The sequence below is a fragment of the Massilia sp. CF038 genome, from assembly GCF_900129765.1.
In the GTDB taxonomy this organism is placed as follows: domain Bacteria; phylum Pseudomonadota; class Gammaproteobacteria; order Burkholderiales; family Burkholderiaceae_D; genus Telluria_A.
The window spans coordinates 1,468,634-1,489,957 of record NZ_FQWU01000002.1; the positions used below are offsets into that span (position 1 = coordinate 1,468,634).

Annotated in this window: 10 protein-coding genes; 3 read left to right on the forward strand and 7 right to left on the reverse strand. The window is 63.5% G+C overall.

Going from position 1 to position 21,324, the window contains the following annotated elements; translation table 11 throughout:
- Positions 1-84: 84 nt before the first annotated feature.
- Positions 85-1,146 (reverse strand): 3-deoxy-7-phosphoheptulonate synthase AroG, encoded by a 1,062-nt coding sequence (gene aroG, locus BUC24_RS17030; protein ID WP_073218761.1) that lies wholly within the window; start codon positions 1,144-1,146, stop codon positions 85-87.
- Between the two features lie 409 nt (positions 1,147-1,555).
- Here aroG and BUC24_RS17035 point away from each other — a divergent pair, with 409 nt between their 5' ends.
- Positions 1,556-4,216: a TonB-dependent receptor gene (locus tag BUC24_RS17035; protein WP_073218764.1), complete on the forward strand. Its 2,661-nt coding sequence runs from the start codon at positions 1,556-1,558 to the stop codon at positions 4,214-4,216.
- A 235-nt stretch (positions 4,217-4,451) separates the two neighbouring features.
- Here the strand turns inward: BUC24_RS17035 and tldD are convergent, their stop codons facing one another.
- From tldD to BUC24_RS17050, 3 genes are read right to left on the reverse strand one after another with little or no spacing between them, the layout of a single operon-like run.
- Entirely contained in the window at positions 4,452-5,912 is a 1,461-nt protein-coding gene (gene tldD, locus BUC24_RS17040) for a metalloprotease TldD (protein ID WP_073218767.1), read from the reverse strand.
- A 58-nt stretch (positions 5,913-5,970) separates the two neighbouring features.
- The gene (locus BUC24_RS17045) at positions 5,971-6,768 is read right to left on the reverse strand and encodes a carbon-nitrogen hydrolase family protein (protein WP_073218769.1); all 798 of its coding nucleotides are present in this window, start codon (positions 6,766-6,768) and stop codon (positions 5,971-5,973) included.
- On the reverse strand, positions 6,765-10,946 hold the full coding sequence (locus BUC24_RS17050) for a YhdP family protein (protein ID WP_073218772.1): 4,182 nt from the start codon (positions 10,944-10,946) through the stop codon (positions 6,765-6,767). Before BUC24_RS17050 ends, BUC24_RS17045 begins: the two co-directional genes overlap by 4 nt.
- Before the next feature lie 162 nt (positions 10,947-11,108).
- Here BUC24_RS17050 and glnE point away from each other — a divergent pair, with 162 nt between their 5' ends.
- Positions 11,109-13,850, forward strand: a complete 2,742-nt coding sequence (gene glnE / locus BUC24_RS17055; RefSeq protein ID WP_073218775.1) for a bifunctional [glutamate--ammonia ligase]-adenylyl-L-tyrosine phosphorylase/[glutamate--ammonia-ligase] adenylyltransferase — start codon at positions 11,109-11,111, stop codon at positions 13,848-13,850.
- 286 nt (positions 13,851-14,136) lie between these two features.
- On the opposite strand, the gene BUC24_RS17060 is transcribed toward glnE, so the two are convergent.
- The 3 genes from BUC24_RS17060 to tkt all read right to left on the reverse strand — a co-directional run bounded on the left by BUC24_RS17060 (position 14,137) and on the right by tkt (position 20,428).
- A complete protein-coding gene (locus BUC24_RS17060) occupies positions 14,137-17,028 on the reverse strand; it encodes a TonB-dependent receptor plug domain-containing protein (protein ID WP_073218777.1) in 2,892 nt (963 codons plus the stop codon).
- 354 nt (positions 17,029-17,382) lie between these two features.
- Complete coding sequence (gene gap, locus BUC24_RS17065; RefSeq protein ID WP_073218780.1) at positions 17,383-18,387, reverse strand: type I glyceraldehyde-3-phosphate dehydrogenase; 1,005 nt, start codon at positions 18,385-18,387, stop codon at positions 17,383-17,385.
- A 43-nt stretch (positions 18,388-18,430) separates the two neighbouring features.
- Positions 18,431-20,428, reverse strand: coding sequence for a transketolase (gene tkt, locus BUC24_RS17070; protein WP_073218783.1), 1,998 nt, complete (start codon positions 20,426-20,428; stop codon positions 18,431-18,433).
- A 145-nt stretch (positions 20,429-20,573) separates the two neighbouring features.
- Here tkt and BUC24_RS17075 point away from each other — a divergent pair, with 145 nt between their 5' ends.
- On the forward strand, positions 20,574-21,296 hold the full coding sequence (locus tag BUC24_RS17075; protein ID WP_073218785.1) for a 16S rRNA (uracil(1498)-N(3))-methyltransferase: 723 nt from the start codon (positions 20,574-20,576) through the stop codon (positions 21,294-21,296).
- Positions 21,297-21,324 lie beyond the last annotated feature (28 nt).

Here is a 21,324-nt window from a genome sequence, read left to right on the forward strand (position 1 = left end):
CGCAGGCGGGGACCTATACCACGTTACCGAAGTTGTTCAATGTGGAATGGGTCCCCGCCTTCGCGAGGACGGTGTAGTTGCGGCTCAGCCTTCCTGGCGCAAGCGGCGCTGGCGCACGGCTGCCGCCAGGCCTTCGAGCACTTGCACGCTGCTGTCCCAGTCGATGCAGCCGTCCGTTACCGACTGGCCGTACACCAGCTCCTTGCCCGGCACCAGATCCTGGCGTCCGGCCACCAGGTGCGATTCCACCATCACGCCCACAATGCGGGTATCGCCACCAGCGACCTGGTTGGCAATGTCGGCGCACACCGGCACCTGGTTCTCGGGCTTCTTGGAACTGTTGGCATGGGAGGCGTCGATCATCAGGCGCGAGGCCAGGCCCTGCGCGGCGATCTGCTGGCAAGCCAGCTCGACGCTGGCAGCATCGAAATTGGGCGTCTTGCCACCACGCAGAATGATGTGGCAATCCTCGTTGCCGTTGGTCGAGACGATGGCCGAGTGCCCGCCCTTGGTTACCGACAGGAAGTGGTGCGGCTGCGAGGCAGCCTTGATCGCTTCCACGGCGATCTTGATGTTGCCATCAGTACCGTTCTTGAAGCCCACCGGACACGACAGGCCAGAAGCGAGTTCGCGGTGCACCTGCGATTCAGTGGTGCGGGCCCCAATCGCGCCCCAGCTGATCAGGTCGGCAATGTACTGCGGGCTGATCACGTCCAGGAATTCGGTACCGGCGGGCAGGCCCAGTTCGTTAATGTCGCGCAGCAGTTCGCGTGCCATGCGCAGACCATCGTTGATGCGGAAACTGTTGTCCATGTACGGGTCGTTGATCAAGCCTTTCCAACCCACCGTGGTGCGCGGCTTTTCAAAGTACACACGCATGACGATTTCCAGGTCACCGGCAAAGCGCTGGCGTTCGGCAGCCAGCCGGTGCGCGTATTCCATCGCGGCCTTGGTGTCGTGAATCGAGCAAGGGCCAATTACCACCATCAGACGGTCGTCCTGGCCATGCAGAATGCGATGCAAGGCCACACGCGCGCCGGCAGCGGTCTGCTCGGCCGCTTCGCCGCAGGCAAACTCGCGAATCAGGTGGGACGGCGGCGTCAGTTCCTTCATTTCGCGGATGCGAAGGTCGTCGGTGCGTGGCATGGTGTTCTCCGTGATGGGTAATCGAATTGGGTAAAAAAAAACCGCCATCGCTGGCGGTTTTTCTGGATTCTTGCTGGATCTCGTCGTTGCTACGTGAACCTGCCGCTACTCCACCGCCCTGAGGTTGGAATGGCTAAAGTAAAAGTGGCAGGTAAAGAAAACAGCGTGGCGCATGGCGTGATCGGAAATGTGTTGCAACGACTATAGCACACATTCCCTGCCCCTTGGCAAGGCCTTTGTGGTCAGCTGCCGCCGCGCTTTGGCACAAGCGGTTGCGGCCTTCCCACAAAGTGCGCGCGATGCCAGCCACCTTTGATCCCGCTCAGACGGCACGCCAATCCCAGTGCAAGACTCGGCTGCTCAAGCCCGATCCGACGGGCGCGCCTTCCTCTTTCCCTGGAGCTCCATCATGACCGAAACCACGCTTTCCCTCGCGCTGCGCAAGTTGTTTGCCGGCAGTGCGGCTTGCAGCGCCGCCTTGCTGGCACTGCCGGCGCAGGCGCAGCAGACCACCACCGAACCCATACAGCGGGTCGAAATCACCGGCTCGTCCATCAAGCGCCTGGCCGCGCAAACAGCGCTGCCCATCACCTCGGTGCGGGCCGAAGACTTTGCCAAGCAGGGCCTGGCCACGGCCCAGGAAGTACTGGCCACCATACCCATGAACCAGACCTCGACCAGCGGCAGCCAGTCGGTCGGGGCCGGCACCGGCGGGCGCAGCGTGGCCGACCTGCGCGGCCTGGGCGGCGACAAAACCCTGGTGCTGCTCAATGGCCGGCGTCTGGCCAACCACCCCTTCTTTGCCGATACGGTGGACTTGAACATCATTCCCATTGCCGCCCTGGACCGGGTGGAGATTCTGCGCGACGGCGCCTCCGCCATCTACGGCACCGACGCCATTGGCGGCGTGGTCAACTTCATCACCAAGCGTTCGTACAAAGGCATGGGCATCACGGCCGAAGCATATGTGCCGACCGCGTCCGGCGGCGGCGACGAAGCGCGTTTGAACTTTACCGGTGGCTGGGGCGACCTGAACGCCGATGGCTGGAATGTGCTCGGCGTGGTGGACTACCACCGCCAGGCGGCATTGCGCGCGGCCGACCGGCCATTTTCCAGCACCGGCGTGCGCCCCGAACGCGGCGTGATCCAGACCAGCGGCACGCCCTTCCCTGCCAACTTCTTTTCCGAAAACGGCATTTCGGGCAACCCCAGCTACGCCACAGGCTGCCTGCCGCCAGGCTCAATTCCCAACAGCGACCCGACCAATCCCACCTGCCGCTTCGACTTCACCCGCTATATCGACAACATTCCGCTAACCTCGCAGCAAACCTTCCTGGGCCGCTTCAGCAAAAAGTTTGGCGACGAGCATACCGCCAGTCTGGAATACCTGCACAGCCGCAGCAACAACGAAGCCGCCGTGTCGCCGCCGCCGCTGGCCAATATTGGTCTGACCATGTACGGCAGCAGCCCGTTCTACCCGGGCGCCGGCATTACGCCCGCCGTGGCTGGCCTGACGGGCGAGCCGCTGGACATCAGCTGGCGCCCGCTGGTGACGGGCAACCGCGTCACCTACGATGTCAGCATGTCGGACCGGGTGCTGGCCAGCATGGAAGGCAGCATGGCGGGCTGGGACTACAACACAGGCTTGTCGCATTCGGTCGGGCGCGCCCGCAGCGCCTTCACCGGCGGCTATGTCATCGACCAGCGCATCATTGAAGGCGTCGGGGCCGGCATTCTCAATCCCTTCGGCGAACAAACGCCCGAAGGCACCGCCTTCCTCGGCAATTCCCTGCTGGCGGGCCGCTTCCTCAGGGCGCGCATCAACAGCAGCGCGTTCGACTTCAAGGCCAGCCGCGATCTGCGTGAAATGGGCGGCGGCCAGCTCGGTTTTGCCATCGGCGGCGAACTGCGCCACGACAAGGCCACGTATACCGTCAACCGCGAGCTCGCTGGCCAGGCCTCCAGTTCCGGCTTTGCCGATGCGCAGGACCAGCGCGGCAGCCGCACCATCCGCGCCATCTTCAGCGAGGTCAATATGCCCTTCAGCAAGGCGCTGGAAGTCAATCTGGCCGGCCGCTACGACTACTACACCGACGTCGGTGGCAATTTCAGTCCCAAGATCGGGGTACGCTTCCAGCCGGCACAGCAAGTGCTGCTGCGCGGTTCCTACAATACGGGCTTCCGCGCGCCCACGCTGTATGACATTTATGGGCCGCAAACGGTCACCAACACGGCCGAGCCCTGGGATGATCCGGTGCTGTGCCCTGGCGGCACGGCCGTGGCCGGCGCCAATCCCAACGTGGTCTGCAACCAGCAGCAAAATATCCGCCAGGGCGGCAATCAGGAAGTCGAGCCGGAAGAATCGCGCACCTACACCGCCGGCATTGTGCTCGAACCCACGCGCAATCTGACACTGTCGGCCGACTACTGGGATATCAAGCTGGAAGACCAGATCAGTGCGCTGGCCGAGCAAACGCTGTTTGGCAACTACCCCAAGTACAGCAATCTGTTTGTCTACAACGCGGCCAACACGCGCCTGGAATACGTGCAGGCCACCACCACCAACCTGGGCGAGATCCGCACCCGTGGGGTCGACCTGAGCTTGCTGTGGCGCTTGCCGCAAAACCCCTGGGGCAATTTCTCGCTGGCCATCGACGGCACCTGGGTGCAGAAGTACGATTATCAGAACGAGCCAGGCGGGCCCTTCACCGAAAATGCGGGGCGTTACGCCGATGCTTCGCCGGTGTTCCGCTGGCGCCATAACGCCACGCTGTCGTGGTCGTCGCGGCCATGGACGATCACACTGTCCAACCGCTATTTGTCGGGGTACACCGACCAGAATGCGGTGGAGCAGCAGTTCCAGCAGCGGGTTGATCATTATTCGATCTGGTCGCTAGCGGGAACGTATTCAGGCAATCCGTCGGTGGACGTGACGGCGGGGGTGAAGAATTTGCTCGATGATGATCCGCCGTACACGAATCAGACCACCACGTTCCAGCAGGGGTACGATCCGAGGTATACAGATCCATTAGGGCGGACCTTTTACGTGCGGGCGACGTACAAGTTCTGAGCGCAAACGCAAGCGTAAACGCACATCGTCCTCGGGCTCGGCGCCCCCCTTGGCGGGGACCTACGATCCTTGGGCGGGACTTTCTACGTGCGGGGAACGTACAAGTTCTGAGCGCAAACGCCAGCGTAAACGCACATCGTCCTCGCGGAGGCGGGGACCTATAGCACGCTGAACGACTTCGGTAACGTGCTATAGGTCCCCGCCTTCGCGAGGACGATGTGGGGTGTTGGCTGGCTTAAGCTGTACCGCCGACGGTCACGTCTTCGATGCGCAGCGTGGGCTGGCCGACGCCTACCGGGACGCTCTGGCCTTCCTTGCCGCACACGCCCACACCCGAATCGAGGCGCATGTCGTTGCCGATCATGGAGACGCGGTTGAGCACGTCCGGGCCATTGCCGATCAGGGTCGCGCCTTTCACCGGGTAAGTCACCTTGCCGTTTTCAATCATGTAGGCTTCGCTGGCCGAGAACACGAACTTGCCGTTGGTGATATCAACCTGGCCACCGCCAAAGTTGACCGCGTACAAGCCATTCTTGACCGAGGCCAGAATTTCCTCCGGGTCCTTGTCGCCGCCCAGCATGTACGTATTGGTCATGCGCGGCATTGGCAAATGCGCAAACGATTCGCGCCGCGCATTGCCGGTCACCGGCATCTTCATCAGGCGCGCATTCATGGTGTCCTGGATATAGCCTTTCAGGATGCCATCTTCAATCAGCGTGGTGCACTGGGTCGGATTGCCTTCGTCATCGATGTTGAGCGAACCGCGGCGGTCGGCCAGGGTGCCGTCGTCGACCACGGTCACGCCCTTGGCCGCGACGCGTTCGCCAATGCGGCCCGAAAACGCCGATGACCCTTTGCGGTTGAAGTCGCCTTCAAGACCGTGGCCGATCGCTTCGTGCAGCAGCACGCCAGGCCAGCCTGGTCCCAGCACAATAGTCATGGGGCCGGCCGGCGCCGGCCGCGCATCCAGATTGACGACGGCGGCCTTGACTGCTTCGGTCGCGTACTTGTCCAGGATCTCGTCGCTGAAGTAGCCATAGCTGTAGCGGCCACCGCCGCCGGACGACCCCATTTCGCGGCGGCCATTCTGTTCCACGATCACGGTAACCGACACCCGCACCAGCGGCCGAATGTCGGCGGCCAGCACGCCATCGCTGCGCACCACCAGCACCACATCGTATTCACCAGCCAGGCCCGCCATGACCTGCACCACGCGCGGGTCTTTTTTGCGGGCCATTTTTTCCACGCGCTCGAGCAGCTTGACCTTGGCCGTGGCATCCAGTGACGCCAGCGGGTCGTTCGGCAGATAGAGCGAGCGTCCGCCCACTTCCGTCATGGATGAGGCCACCTTGATCTTGCCAGCGCCAGCCTTGGCGATGGTGCGGGTGGCCGCAGCGGCATCGAGCAAGGCGCGCTCGGAAATTTCGTCGGAATAGGAAAACGCGGTCTTGTCGCCGGAAATGGCGCGCACGCCCACGCCCTGGTCAATCGAGAAGCTGCCGGTTTTGACGATGCCTTCTTCCAGGCTCCAGCCTTCGCTTTTGGTGAACTGGAAATATAGGTCGGCGTAATCGACCTTGTGGGTAAACATCGTGCCCAGGGTCGAGAGCAGCTTGCCTTCATCCAGGCCAAACGGGGTCAGCAGCACGTCGCGCGCCACGGCCAGGGAAGAGAGATTCGGTTCGAACGGTTTCATGGCAAGACTCTTTCATCAATGAACTGGCATTGTGCCATATCCCTGTGGTGGGGGCGCTTCAGAGCTTGCGGTGCTTGAGTGCAGGCAAGCTTTCGCGCACGCTGGCGAGGTAAGCCGGATCGATGCTGCCGCTAATCACGCCCTCGCCCTCGGGCAGCACAGCCTTGATCTCGCCCCACGGGTCGATCAGCATGCTGTGGCCAAAGGTGCGGCGCCCATTCGGGTGGGTGCCGCCCTGGGCTGACGCCAGCACATAGCACTGGTTTTCGATGGCGCGCGCACGCAGCAGCACTTCCCAGTGGGCCAGGCCGGTGGTGTGGGTGAACGCGGCCGTGACCACCATCAGCGTGCACTCGCCCATGGCGCGGAACAGTTCCGGGAAACGCAGGTCGTAGCAGATAGCCAGGCCAACGCGGCCAAAGGGCGCATCGAATACCATCACCGACTCGCCCGGCACGATGGTGCGCGCTTCGTCGTACGCCTCGCTGCCTTTGGTAAAGCCGAACAGGTGGATCTTGTCGTAGCGGCTGACCGGTTTGCCCTGCGGGTCGTACACCAGGGTGGTGTTGAGCACGCGGCCGGCGTCTGTGGACACCAGTGGCAGCGTGCCGCCAATGAGCCAGATGCCGTGTTCACGCGCGGCCTGGGCCATGCAGTCCTGAATGGGGCCGCTGCCGGGCTGCTCGGCCAGGGCCACCTTGTCGACGTCGCTCATGCCCATGATGGGCCAGTATTCGGGCAGCACCACCAGCTGGGCGCCGGTGGCAGCTGCTTCGGCCACCAGGCGGCGCGCGGCAGCCAGATTGGTTGCCACATCTGGCGTGCTGATCATTTGTACGGCGGCTACCATGCTCATGGTGTTTTTCCTTCCGGGACAGCGGTGCCGGGCTCGGCGGCGGCAGTGGCGCGCGCCCCGGCCAGCTTGGTCACGACCGGCGCCTTCCACGGCCCGGTCACCTGCATTTCATACGTCAGTGCGCGCATCATCGGTTCGCGCAGGAACAGCTGGGCCAGGAAACTGCCCAGCCCAATCACCGGGTTGACCGCCAGGGCATAAACCAGCGGCCCTGTGCCCAGATTGAATTCCGGGATCACCACCACATGGAGGTTGGTGGTCTCGTTTGCAATATCAGCCGTGCCATCCATCAGCACCGTTGCTGCCACGCCCCACATCTTCAGGTTGTCGGTGCGCGCCAGACCGCGCGTGATGGTGGCATTGGCCGTGATGCCGTCAAAGGCCAGGCCTTCGGAAAACACATCATGGAAGTCCAGCTTCAGGATGCGCGGCAGCATTTGCAGGCTGAGCACGCCCAGCAGCTTGGCTGCGCCCGGGTCTTTTTTCAGGAATTGGCCGGACGCCAGGTTCATGTCGATCTTGCCCGAGAGCGAAGGAATATCCAGCGAATATGGCACCCCATTCCAGGCCAGGTCGCCTGACAGCGTGCCCTTGCCCCGCTTCAAGGTATCGGGGAAGCCGAAACGGTCGAGCAGCTTGCCGGCGTCATCGATCTCCAGCTCGAAATTGATGCTGGTGCTGCTGACGCCATCGCGGCTGGCCCACCTGCCCGTGCTGTGCAAGGTGCCGTCCGGATTGGCCAGCAGCAAGCGGTTGATGCGCCACTCCCGTCCGCCTGCCGTGCGTTCATTATTGGCCAGCAACTCCAGCCGGCCCAGGGGTTTGTTGAACAGCTCGAAGCGTTCGGCCACGATGTCGAGCGCGGGAATGGTGGCTGCCGGGCTCTTGGTGTCTTCCAGCAAATCCTTGACGTCGGCAGCGGACGATTCGGGAATCACCAGCGCGGCCAGGCGCGCAGTGACCTTGCCCAGGCCCTGGCCGCCAGCGCCTTCGTCCCAGCTGAGGTGGCCGGCCACCTGGCGCGCATCGATGCTCGCTTGCCAGGTCTGGTTCTGGTGCGACACGCCCACCATCACGTTGTCGAGCTTGCGGCCGGCAATGGTCAACTGGTCCGCGCGCGCAGCCATGACGTCGGGCACCACATACTGCGCCAGGCTCATCGCAGGCGCGGCGCCTGCCGCCACCGGTTCCGGCTTGGCATTGCTGACCGCGCTGGCCAGGGTCATCCACTGGTCCACATTCAGGGCGCGCAGGCTGACATTGACCATCATGCCGCCATCGGGTTCGGGGGCCGGCACATTCACGCCGACTCCGCCGCTTTTCACTTCCCACGCCCCCTTGCCCAGCTTCTGGCGCTGGTAGCGCACGGCCACCGTGCTGCCCAGGGCAATGCGAATGTCGTCGCGGCTGACGCCCTCGCCGGCCGCAATGCCATTGAGCGTGAAATGCAGGGGCATGGCGTCGGCTGCCGCTTTTGCCAGCGGGGCGGGAAATTCCAGGCCCATGCCGGTCAGCGCCGAGTCGACCGTGATCTGGGGCAAGCCATCGCGCACCGTGATCAAGCCGGTGTAACGGGCGCTGCCATGCAGGCGGCTGACCACGGGCACCATGGCCGGGGCCGCGTAATTGCGGCGGATGCCGTCGGCGCTCAGGCTGCCGCTCAGACGGATGGCCACCCCGCTCTCGCGGGTTGAGCCGCCGGTCAGGGCCAGCGGCCCGCCCAGCACGCTGGCGCCGACCCCACTCAGGGTCAAGCCCTGTTCCGTGAAGTCGAGCTTGCCAACCGCGGCCTGCAGGGGCGGCAATTCCGGGAACAGCACCACATCGTTGCGCAGCAATTGCAGCGAGCCCTGCACTTTGGCGTCATGCAAATGGGTCAGCGGCAATTGCAGGCGCAAGCCCAGCTTGGTGTTGCCGGTGGCGCGGGTCGGTTCCGTGAAATGGCCGATCCAGCCAGCCACGGGCGAGGCATCCACATAGCGCAGGAAATCCTGCATCGGCCCGGCGGCGCTGCCTTCGATCTCCAGGGTGCGATCGGGCGAGCCCAGGTCCGCCACCACCGCTTTGACCTTGGTCAGCGGCACGCCCAGGGTGCTGGCCGTCTCCGCCGTGATTTCCATGCGCGAACGCTCGAACAGCAAGTGTCCGTTGATCTGCTCGGCCAGCGGCCACAGTGGCGCTTTGCCGTCGGCAGCAAAATGGTTGGGGGTGTAGTTCAGCACGCCATTTTCAATGCGGCCGGCTACCCGGAATTCCCCCTGCGGCTTGTCACCGCGGAATGGGAACTGGGCCAGGTCGCCGCGCAGGCGCACACTGCCGTCATGCAGGGTGCCATCCTGAATCGCGCCCACCAGCCAGTCGTGTAGGCCGGGCGGGGTTTGCAGGGGCAGGTAACGGCCCAGGGTCTTGGCGTCAAACCCATTGATGGTGCCGCTCAGGTCCGCCATGCCGGCCCCCTTGCCTGGCGGGGCGGCCAGCGGCAACTGGTGGCGCCCGGACAGGGTCACGCGCAGCGGGCCTTGCACCAGCGCCATGTTATCGAGCTGAACCAGCAACTGGTCCTTGGCCGCAAAGCTCCAGCGCGCCTGCAGATTGAGTTCGTCAAAGGCCATGGCCGGGTCGTCAAACCAGGCTGGCAGCTGCAGCACCGTGTCGCGTGCATCGAGTATCAAGGTGCCGCCCACGTCGGTGGCATCGATGCTGCCGGACAAATTGTCGAATCCGGGGATGGCCGGCAGCGCCGCCGTGGCAGCCTCATTGCCGCGCCGCGGCTGCGCCAGGCGGGCCGGCTGGGCGTTCATGCCCAGGCCGGTCAGGCGCCCTTTGACCCGATACGAACGAATGGCCGGGTATTTGCCGCTCCAGCTGGCGGAAAAATCGCTCAGGCTGCCGCGCGGGGCAAAGTCGGTCAGCATCTGGCGCTGCGAGGCGCGCAGCGGCAATTGCACCGCCAGCTTGGCCAGGGTGGCCAGATCGAGCTGGCGCGCGCTCAGGTGGAATTTTTCCGCCTGGCCGTCCCGCGCCGGGGTGTAGGCTTCACTGATCGAGGTTGGGGCCAGGGTCAGGCCGTCGGTGGTGGTCAGGGAAAAATTGTCGAGCGCAATGGTGTGGCCGTTCGCGCCAAACACAGGCTGGTCGCGGTTGCTGCCGTCCGGGAAGGTTTCGCTGGCGGACAGGCGACCGGCCACGCGCGCCAGCGCCAGGGGCGGCAAGTCGGGGGCCAGGCGTGCACTGACATCGACCAGGGCCAGATCGGCCGTGAAAGCGGCCAGCTTGGCGCGGTGCAAAGTCAGCCAGGCGCGCACTGCGCCCTTGCCGCTGCTGATCTGGAAAGGATAATCGACATACGCCTTCCAGCCGGCCAGGTCGGTGCCGGCCACGTCGGCATACAGTTCGCCGCTCCACTGGGCCACGTCCGACACGCGCGCGCCAAAGCGCGGATGGCGGAAGTCGGCCCGCACGTCGAGCGGTCCGGACAGGCTGGCCGGCGGCGTGGCGCGCAGCCCGAAGCGGTGATGGGTCCAGCGGTTGAGCAATTGCAGGTTGACGTTGCCCAGCGCCAGTTCCGGCGCGCCACGCAATTCATCGGTCCAGCGCAGCGTGCCTTCGCGTATGACCACCTCGCGCTGGGACAAGATCCAGTCGCCCCCACCGCCCTTGCCCGGCTTGTTGTCCAGCAGAATCCCTGCCACAGCGATGCGCCCCTGGGGGTCGCGCCGGATATCCAGGTCGGGGCGAATGATTTCCAGACTGTCAAAGCGGGGGCTGGCGGCCAGCACACTCCACCAGGACAGGGTGGCCGACACGCTCGGCAACGACAGCGCCTGGCGGCCCTGGGCGTCGCGCACAATCACGTCGCCCAGGAACAGATTCGGGCGCAAGCCCTGCCAGGATGCATAAATACGCGTGATGGAGACCTCGCTGCCCAGCGCGCGCGTGGCCTGGCGCTCGATATCGGCCTTGTAATAGTCGATATTGGGCAGAATCGCGTAGCGCAGGAACAGGAAAATGAAGGTAAACAGGAAGTAGGCCAGCAGCGCCAGCTTGATCACAAACCCCAGCACATGGTGCGACGCCACATTGGCCATGCGGTACGCGGCGCGCGCGCGGTGCCAGCGCTTGCCCAGGTGCAGGTCGGCGAGGTGGAGGTGATCGGCGTGTTGTTCTTGGTTGTGCATCAATAAGCTGAAAAAGGTGTCGCCGCCGCCTGCGCCGGAGTGCGGCCCAATTCTACCCCATCGCAGACTTTCCCTGAGCCACTTTGGATTGTCATTTGTTTCTGAATGTTAATAGTCTGGCGAGACTTGCGTCGGCGCCGCACGCGCCTTACCATCGCTCCCATGACCTCCCCCTCCCTGACTGGCGCTTCGCGCTTTTACCAACGCTGGCTGGCGGCCGACCCGGGCCGCGCCGGCGCCCTCGATGCCCTGGTCCAGGCGCCCCTGTCCCAGCTGGACCTGGCGCAAGCGCTGGCCCAAGAAGGCGCCAGCGGCCTGCCCCTGCCGCGGGCTCTGCGGCGCCTGCGCAACCTGCTGGTGTGCGGCCTGATCCGGCGTGACCTGGACGGCCAGGCCGACCTGCACGAGGTGGTCACCAGCATGACCGCCTTTGCCGACTTTGCCATCCAGACCCAGCTGGCCGCCGCCATGAGCGAGCTGGTGGCCAGCCACGGCATGCCAATGGGCTACGAATCGGGCTTGCCCCAGCACATGATGGTACTGGCCATGGGCAAGCAGGGGGGCGGCGAACTGAACGTCTCTTCCGACATCGACCTTATTTTCGTTTACCCGGAAGACGGCGAAACGGCGGTGGAAACGGGCCAGCGCCAGCTATCGAACCATGAATTCTTTACGCGTCTGGGCAAAAAGCTCATTGCCGGCCTGTCGGAAATCATCGAAGACGGTTTTGCCTTCCGGGTCGACATGGCGCTGCGCCCGAACGGCGCTTCGGGGCCGCTGGTGGCCAGCCTGAACATGGTGGAGGAATACCTGATCGTGCAGGGGCGCGAATGGGAGCGCTATGCCTGGGTCAAGGCGCGCGCTGTCACCGGCACCGCCGCCGACATTGCCGCCCTGGATGCGATCGTGCGCCCCTTCGTGTTCCGGCGCTACCTCGACTTTGGCGTGATCGACGCGATCCGCAACATGCACGCCCAGATTCGCGCCGAGGTTGACCGGCAGGAGCGCCTGCATCCGGACCGCAGTAACAACGTCAAGCTGGGGCGCGGCGGGATCCGCGAGATTGAATTTCTGGCCCAGGTATTCCAGCTCATTCGCGGCGGACGTGACGCCGCCCTGCGCGACCGGTCCACCCGCGCCACGCTGCGCGTGCTGGCCGACAAGGAGTTACTGCCGGCGGCCACCGTGGACCAGCTGCTGGGCTCCTACACTTTCCTGCGCAATCTGGAGCACCGCCTGCAGTACCTGGACGATGCCCAGACCCACACCCTGCCAGTGAGCGAGGCCGACCGCCACACCGTGGCGCGCATGATGGGCTTGCCCGACTGCGCCACCTTGCTGGCGCAACTGGCCGAACACCGCGCCTTTGTCGCCGGACAGTTCGATGCCATTTTCAGCGACAAGAACGGCAAGGAAGGCGAACAGGTCGACCCGCAATCGTCGAGCACGCTGGCTGACCTGGACCGCCAGGAAGCAATCCAGGCGCGCCTGGCCGAACTGGGCTTTGACAACCCGGGCGCCGCGGCCCAGCGCCTGATGGCCACCTGGCAAAGCCCGCGCCTGCAATCGCTGCCGGAAGCGTCGCGCACGCGTCTGCTGGCACTGGTCAATGCCGCTTTGCCCCAAATTGCCGCCACCGCCGCCGACAGTGCGGTGGGCAGTCCCAGCGCCACGCTGGGCCGGCTGCTGGATTTCTTTGAAGCCATTGCCCGCCGTTCGGCCTACCTGTCGCTGCTGACCGAATACCCGCACACCCTGGCGCGCGTGATCCGCATGATGTACGCCAGCGGCTGGGCCGCCACCTTCCTGACCAAGCACCCGATCGTGCTGGACGAACTGCTGGACGACCGCGTGCGCAATGCCGCTCCCGACTACGTGGCGCTGGCGGCGGAACTGCAGGTGCAGCTGGACCAGTACGACGGCGACACCGAGCGCCAGATGGATATTCTGCGTGAAGCCCACCACGCGCAGCTGTTTCGCCTGCTGGCCCAGGACTTGGCGGGCGACCTGTCGGTGGAAAAGCTGGCTGATTATCTGTCGGCGCTGGCCGACACCATCGTGGCCGCCACCATGGCCGCTGCCTGGAAGACCATTGCCACCCGCCACCGCGAGGTGCCGCGCTTTGCCGTCATCGCTTATGGCAAGTTGGGCGGCAAGGAACTCGGTTATGTGTCCGACCTGGACGTGATCTTCCTGTTTGACGACGACGATCAGGAGGCGCCCGGCAATTACGCCAAGCTGGCCCAGCGCTTCATCACCTGGATGACGGCGCACACCTCGGCCGGCATCCTGTTCGACATTGACACGGCGCTGCGGCCTGACGGTGCCTCCGGCATGCTGGTGTCGTCGGTGCAGGCGTTCGAGCGCTACCAGGAAAATGCGGCCTGGGTGTGGGAGCACCAGGCGCTGACGCGGGCCCGTTTCTGTGCTGGCGAAGCCGCCATTGGGGACAAGTTCGAGGCCGTGCGTGAACGCGTGCTGCGCAAGGACCGCGGCGGCCAGGCGGAGGAACTGCGGACCGAGGTGCTCAAGATGCGCAAGAAGATGCGCGATGCCTACCCCAACCGCACGGCCTTGTTCGACCTCAAGCACGATGAGGGCGGCATGATCGATATCGAATTCATCGTGCAGTACTTGGTGCTGCGCCACGCGGCGCAGTATCCGCAGCTGACTGCGAACTTCGGCAATATTGCCCTGTTGCGCATGTGCGGCGAGCTCGGCCTGATTGACGCGGCGCTGGGCCAGGCCGTGGGCGATGCCTACCGCGCCATGCGCCGCTTGCAGCACCAGTTACGCTTGCAGGGGCAGGACAATGCGCGCCTGGATCCGGCGCTGGTGGCCCAGCATGCCACCCAGGTGCGCCTGCTGTGGACCTCGATCTTGCCGCCGGCATTGCCTGGGTAGGCTGCCCACACGGCCAACCTTGCCATCGGCCTGTCCCAGGGACGCCGCCGCGCCCTGTGCGGCATCGTGTCTATTTCGGTCGCGTTGTGTCTCGTTTTGCCTCATTTGGTCGCGCTTTTCCTAAGCGCACGCGCAATACGGCAAAACGGGACAAAACGGGACAAAACGAGACAAGATAAGACGCGATGCCCCACAGTCGCGCACCCGGCAGTGCCAATGCGGCAGGCGCAAAGTGCAAAAAACAAAGCCGGCTCGCAGCCGGCTTTGTCATACACGGTCCGTCAGATCAGAACGTGTACTTCGCCACCAACGAGAAATAGCGGCCATACGGATTGTGCAAGCCCTCGTTGTAGCCGGCCAAAGGCGCGCCGGTGGTGGTGCTGGTCCCGAAGCCCGGATCATACGGTGCCGGGGTATCAAGCAAGTTCTGAATATTGATATTCAAGCTCAGGTTCTTGATGCCGGTATAGGTATAGCCCACGCCCAGGCGGGTCCAGCTGTTGACCTCGCATTTCGGGAACCATGCCTCGTAGTTCGGATTGCCGGCCGCCCGATTCGGCTCGCTGCCCTGGCGCGTGCCATAGTGGCAGAATGGCTGCTCGTAGGTGGTATCGGCATCATATTTGCGCAGCAGCGAGACCGCACCCACGAAGTTGATGCTGGCGTTGAACGAATGCGCGCCATTGGTCAGCGTGGTCGACAAATTGGTCTTCCAGCGCGGCAGCGGAATGCCGCTCGACAGATTCCAGTCCACCAGCCCGGCCTGATAGCCCGCCAGATTGTGCTCCACGTCGCCCGGATGTTGCGCCAGCGTGTACTTGTGCAGGTAGCTCGAGGTCAGCTTGGCGCTGAACGCGCCCCACTCGCCCAGATTGCGGCGATAGGCTGCATCGAAGTCAACGCCCTGCACTTCGGTGGCGCCCTGGTTGGACCACGGCAGGCGCACAAACAGCAGGGGCCCCGTGCCAGGGATCGCATTGCCATTGCTGTCGCGCAGCAGGTTGGCCGGGTTCTGGTCGCGCTGTACCACGCCTGGATTGGTGTCCTCGTTGCGCAGGGCTTCGAAGGAACTGCCCAGCGCCACCTCACCTTCCTTGCGGATCTTGTACAGATCGATGCCGAAATCCATGCTCGACGTTGGCGAATACAAGAAGCCCAGCGAGACGCTCTTCGATTTTTCAGGCTGCAGATCGGGATTGGCACCGCCCACACCGCCTGCGGTCTTGTTGCAATCGACTTCCGTGGCGCCTGGCTTTGGCGTGCTCTCGTCGATCTCGCAGCGGCGTGGATCATAAATACCGGACTCGAAGAATTGGGAGCCACCTGGCGTGACCTGGTTCAGCGCTGGCGCGCGGAAGCCACGGGCAAGAGTGCCGCGCACGGCAAACCCTTCCGTGACGGTCCACTTGGCGCCCACCTTGGGTACGAAGTTGGTCTTGATGCCGGGGTACTTGTCAGCACGGCCTGCAAAATCCATCTCGAAATTTTTCAGGAATGGGGTGCGCAGTTCGACAAACATCGATTTCACATCGCGCTGGCCATCGATGGCCGAATTGGCCAAGCCGAAGATCTGACCGCTGCCCAACAAGGGATCTGGCGTCATCGTCAGCTTTTCACGCCGCACCTCGGCACCCACCGCCAGTCCCATGGCGCCGCCTGCCAGTTGGCCGAAGGTGGTGTTGGCTTTGACGTCCCAGTGCAAAATGGACGCCATGTTGTCGTTGAGGACATCATGCGACAAGCTCGGATCGGCCGCGACCGACGCGATTGACGCGCCAGCGTTGATCTTGCGCAGGGTTGGCAAGAACAGGCGACCGTAGGTAATGTCGTCGCGCTGCGAACCGTTGTACAGCACGGCGCTTTCCCAGTCCCAGCCGGCGTTGCTTCCCTGTATGCCAGTCACCAGACGCGTGTTGCTGTTGACAGTGCGGGTGCCGCCGCGCAGGTTCTCGAAGCGGTAACCGATCGAGGCGCGTGCGGCCGGGAACGGGTTGTCGGGGTGACCGATTGGCAAAATGGTCTGGTACGGCGCCACCACACTGTCGCTGGCAAAGTTGGTGGTCACGCCCTGGCCCAGCGTGATGGGCGCGCCGGTGTAATCGCGCGCGCTGCGGGTGTACGCCACTTCGGCAAACGCTTTCATGCCGCCGCCGAGCTTCATGACGCCCCGCGCCATCATGCTGGCATCTTTGCCGGCGCCAGTGCCTTCCAGGAATTGATTGGTGTTGAAATTGCAGAACTGACGGCCAAAAAACACGCTGGTGGTGGCCAGCCCCATGTTGGCCGCGCCCGTGAGCAAGCGCGAGGGATCGCAATTGGTGCTGGTCACCAGGCGGGCCGCCATGTTGTTGCGGTTGACGGCAAAGTTGCCGCTGCCCGGCGCCGTTTCGCGGTAAAACGAGGGGTAGGCCGAGACCGTGCTGCCGTACGGCGTCGCGTAGCGGTTGTTCAAAAACTTGGCGGTCTCATATTCGATATCGCGCACTTCGTCGCGCCCCACCCGGTCACGCTGCGACACATCGGCGGTGACAAACACGTTGTAACCATCGTCGTCAATGTCGCCCATGCCCCAGAAGAAGTTGGCGCCTTTGCGGGCAAAGTTGCCATCGTCGTTGCCGCTGGCGCGGGCCGACACTTCCAGCCCCTTGTAATTGTTTTTGGTGATGAAGTTGATCACGCCGCCAATCGCATCGGAGCCGTACACGGCAGACGCGCCATCCTTCAGGATTTCCACCCGGTCCAGCGCCGACAGAGGAATCGCGTTCAGGTCGTAGAGCGTGGAGTTGCCGTTGTTCGGATCGGCATAGGCAGCCGGGGTCATGCGCCGGCCATTGAGCAAAATCAGGGTCGAGGTCGAGGACAGGCCGCGCAAGGAGGCGGTCGACGCCCCGCGCGAGAAGCTGCCGTCATTGGTATCGAGGTTTTGGTCCGAGCCCATGGCGGGCACCTGGCGCATCAGTTCGGTGACAGTGGCCGCGCCGGAGTCGCGGATGTCTTTCGCGGTAATGACCTGGATGGGCGCCGTGCCCTCTTTGGAGGTGCGTTTCAGGTTGGACCCGGTGATGTACACCGTACCGGCATTGCTGGTATCGCTTTGCTGCGCGACTGCCGCATGGCTCGAGGCGATAGCCAAGGCGACGGCAATGACACTTTGCTTGAGGACGAGTTGCTTGTTCATGTGGCTCCATGCTGGCACCCTGGGTAAGGCTGCGCGAAAGGTTGCGGGATTCATACATATATGCATGACCCTCGAATTTCGCATGAACGCTGACAAATAGGCAATTGTGACGGGACGGCAGCATGCAGAATCGATAAATGTGTCGTGTAAACCCCTAAAATGTTAAATTTTGAACTGATGGTGTCTCAAAAAAAACACTGCCCTGGCACTGAGAACAGCCCCGACGGCGTCCTCGCGAAGGCGGCGGTGCGACGCCGCGACCCATAGCGCGCCAAACGGCTAGGCAATGCAAAGGCCAAACGGCGCGCAAAAAAAAACGCCCCGAGGGGCGTTTTTGTCGACAGCATCAAACGCTTACTTCGCGTTCATCAGCGCCACGGTGGTGTCCAGCATGCGGTTCGAGAAACCCCACTCATTGTCATACCACGACGACACTTTCACCAGACGGCCCGACACCTTGGTCAGGGTCGAGTCAAAGTTCGACGACGCCGGGTTGTGGTTGAAGTCGATCGATACCAGCGGCTCGGTCTGGTAAGTGAGTACTTGCGAACCTTCGGCTGCCGCCTTCATGATGGCATTGACTTCATCCACCGTCGTGTCGCGCTTGGCGATGAACGACAGGTCCACCAGCGACACGTTGATGGTCGGCACGCGGATCGCGAAACCGTCCAGCTTGCCGTTGAGTTCCGGCAGCACCAGGCCCACCGCAGCGGCAGCGCCGGTCTTGGTCGGGATCATGCTCATGGTGGCCGAACGGGCGCGGCGCATGTCTTCATGCATCACGTCCGACAGCACCTGGTCGTTGGTGTAAGCGTGCACGGTGGTCATCAGGCCGGTTTCCAGGCCGATGGCGTCGTTGAGCGGCTTGACCAGCGGGGCCAGGCAGTTGGTGGTGCAGGACGCGTTCGAGATCACGGTGTCCGATGCCTTGAGCACGCCTTCGTTCACGCCAAACACGATGGTCGCGTCCACGTCCTTGCCGCCTGGTGCCGAGATGATGACTTTCTTGGCGCCGCCCTTCAGGTGGGCCGAGGCTTTTTCTTTGGTGGTGAAGAAGCCGGTGCACTCAAGCACCACGTCCACGCCCAGCTCGCCCCATGGAATTTCTGCCGGGTTGCGCTGTGCGAACACGCGGATCGAATCGCCATTGACGATCATGTTGTCGCCATCGACCGTCACGGTGCCAGGGAACTTGCCGTGCGCGGTGTCATAGCGGGTCAGGTGGGCGTTCGACTTGGCGTCGCCCAGGTCATTGATGGCCACGATCTGGATGTCTTGCTTTTTGCCACCTTCGTAGAAGGCGCGCAGCACATTGCGGCCGATGCGGCCATAACCATTGATTGCAACTTTGATCGTCATACTAAGCTCCTGATTGATAAGAAAAAGGGACAGCTGGCGGACCTTACGCCGCTAATACGATGTTGACCTTGGCCACGACGTTCTCGACCGTGAAGCCGAAGTGCTTGAACAGCAATGGTGCCGGGGCCGATTCGCCGAAGGTGTCGATGCCGACCACGGCGCCTTCCAGGCCAACGTACTTGTACCAAAAATCGGTCACGCCGGCTTCAATGGCCACACGTGGTACGCCGCGCGTCAGCACGCTTGCCTTGTAGGCGGCATCCTGGCGGTCGAAGACGTCGGTCGACGGCATCGAAACCACGCGCACGGCCACGCCCTGCTCTTTCAGAGCGGCAGCCGATTTGACCGCCAGTTCGACTTCCGAACCGGTGGCGATGAGAATGACTTTGGCGTTCGGCGCATCCTGCAGCACGTAGCCGCCGCGCGCGATGTCGGCGATCTGGGCCGCGTTGCGCTCCATGTAAGGCAGGTTCTGGCGCGAGAAGATCAGGGTCGACGGGCCGTTCTGGCGGCGCACGGCGGCGCCCCAGGCAGCAGCCGACTCAACCGTGTCGCAAGGACGCCAGTTATCCAGGTTCGGGATCAGGCGCAGCGAGGACACGTGTTCGATCGACTGGTGGGTCGGGCCGTCTTCGCCCAGGCCGATCGAGTCGTGCGTGAACACGAAGATCGAACGCAGCTTCATCAGCGCGGCCATGCGCAGCGCGTTGCGGCTGTAGTCCGAGAAGGTCAGGAAGGTGGCGCCAAACGGAATGAAGCCGCCATGCAGGGCCACGCCATTCATGATGGCGCTCATGCCGAATTCACGCACGCCGTAGTTGATGTGGTTGCCAGGTTTGCCGGAACGCAGTGCCACGCACTCTTTCCAGTTGGTCAGGTTGGAGCCGGTCAGGTCAGCCGAGCCGCCCAGGAACTCGGGCAGCGCCGGGGCCAGCGCCTGAATCGCGTTCTGGCTGGCCTTGCGGGTGGCGATGTTTTCTTTCTTGTCCACGCAGGCGGCAATCGCGCCAGCCAGCACGGCGTCGAAATTGGCCGGCAGGGCGCCGGTCATGCGGCGTTCCAGTTCAGCAGCTTCCGCTGGATGCGCGACGCGGTAGGCGGCAAACTTGTCATTCCATGCTGCTTCCATGCTGGCGCCGGCAGCCTTGGCGTCCCAGGCGCTGTACACCTCGGCTGGGATCTCGAACGGCACCGAGGTCCACAGCAGGTGCTCGCGCACGGCCGCCACTTCCTTGTCGCCCAGCGCGGCGCCGTGCACCTTGTCGCCGCCTTGCAGGTTGGGCGAACCCTTGCCAATGATGGTCTTGCAGCAGATCAGGGTTGGCTTGTCCGATGCCTTCGCTTGGGCAATGGCCGCGTCCACCGCCGCCACGTTGTGGCCGTCGACCGCGCGGATCACGTTCCAGCCATAGGCTTCGAAGCGGGCCGGGGTGTCGTCGGTGAACCAGCCTTCCACCTTGCCATCGATCGAGATGCCATTGTCATCGTACAGGGCAATCAGCTTGTTCAGTTTCAAGGTGCCAGCCAGGGCGCACACTTCGTGCGAAATCCCTTCCATCAGGCAGCCATCGCCCACGAACGCGTACGTATAGTGGTCAACCACGTCGAAACCAGGCTTGTTGAATTCGGCTGCCAGCAGGTATTCCGACAAGGCCATGCCCACTGCGTTGGCAATGCCCTGGCCCAGCGGCCCGGTGGTCGTTTCCACGCCGGGGGTAATGTCCACTTCCGGATGGCCCGGGGTCTTGGAATGCATCTGGCGGAAGGCGCGGATGTCATCCATGGTCAGGGCGTAGCCCGACAGGTGCAGCAGCGCGTAATGCAGCATCGAGCCATGCCCGTTCGAGAGCAGGAAACGGTCGCGGTTGATCCACTTCGGATTGGCCGGGTTGTGCTGGTAATGGCCGGCCCACAGCGCAACGGCGATCTCCGCCATCCCCATTGGCATGCCTGGGTGGCCAGAATTTGCCTGTTGAACAGCGTCCATTGCCAGTGCGCGGATTGCATTGGCCATCAGGGTGGTGGGGAGCGTAGGTTTCATGGGTCGGTCAGCTTCGAGTCTGTGGATTGAGAATGCGGGCGGCGTTGCACATAGTACTGAGCCAACTATTTTACCAGACCAGAGGGCGCCGAATTAAAATGCGCAGCGTTCTTCGCCAACTTTTCCACTCTGTCACAGGACCCGCATGCCGCGCTTCTACTGCCCCCTGCCCTTGCTTGCCGGCGCCACCGTCGACTTGCCCGAGACGGTCGCCCACCATGTGCACGTGCTGCGCCTGCAGCCCGGTGATCCGCTGACCCTGTTCAATGGCGATGGCCATGCTTATCAGGCAGCGCTGGTGGCGCAGGACAAGCGGCGCGCCAGCGCGCGCGTGCAAGCGGTGCTGGCGGCCGACCTGGAACTGCCCTACGCCATCACGATTGCCCAGGCCTTGCCCGAGGCATCGAAAATGGACTGGATTGTGGAAAAAGCGGTGGAACTCGGGGTCGCGGCCATCGTGCCCCTGGCCGCCCAGCGCTGCGTGGTGCGCCTCTCGGCCGAGCGCGCCGAGAAAAAAATGCTGCATTGGCAAGGAATTATTGTGGCCGCCGCCGAACAGTGCGGACGCAACCGCCTGACCCGGCTGGCGCCCCCCGCAGCCTTCCAGGACTGGACAAATCAACATGATTTACACCGCCGGATTTTGCTCTCGCCGCGCGCCTCGCAAAGCCTTTCCAGCTGGGCCAAACACCAGCCGCCACAAGCCATTTCGCTGATGATCGGACCAGAAGGCGGCTTTACTGAGCAGGAAGAAGAAATTGCGCTGGCGCGCGGTGCGCTGGCACTGGGCATGGGCACGCGCATTTTGCGCACCGAAACCGCCGCCCTGGCCGCCGTTGCTGGGCTAAACGCCCTATGGCAGAACTAGAACTGCAAGCGAGAAATATTTCATTTGG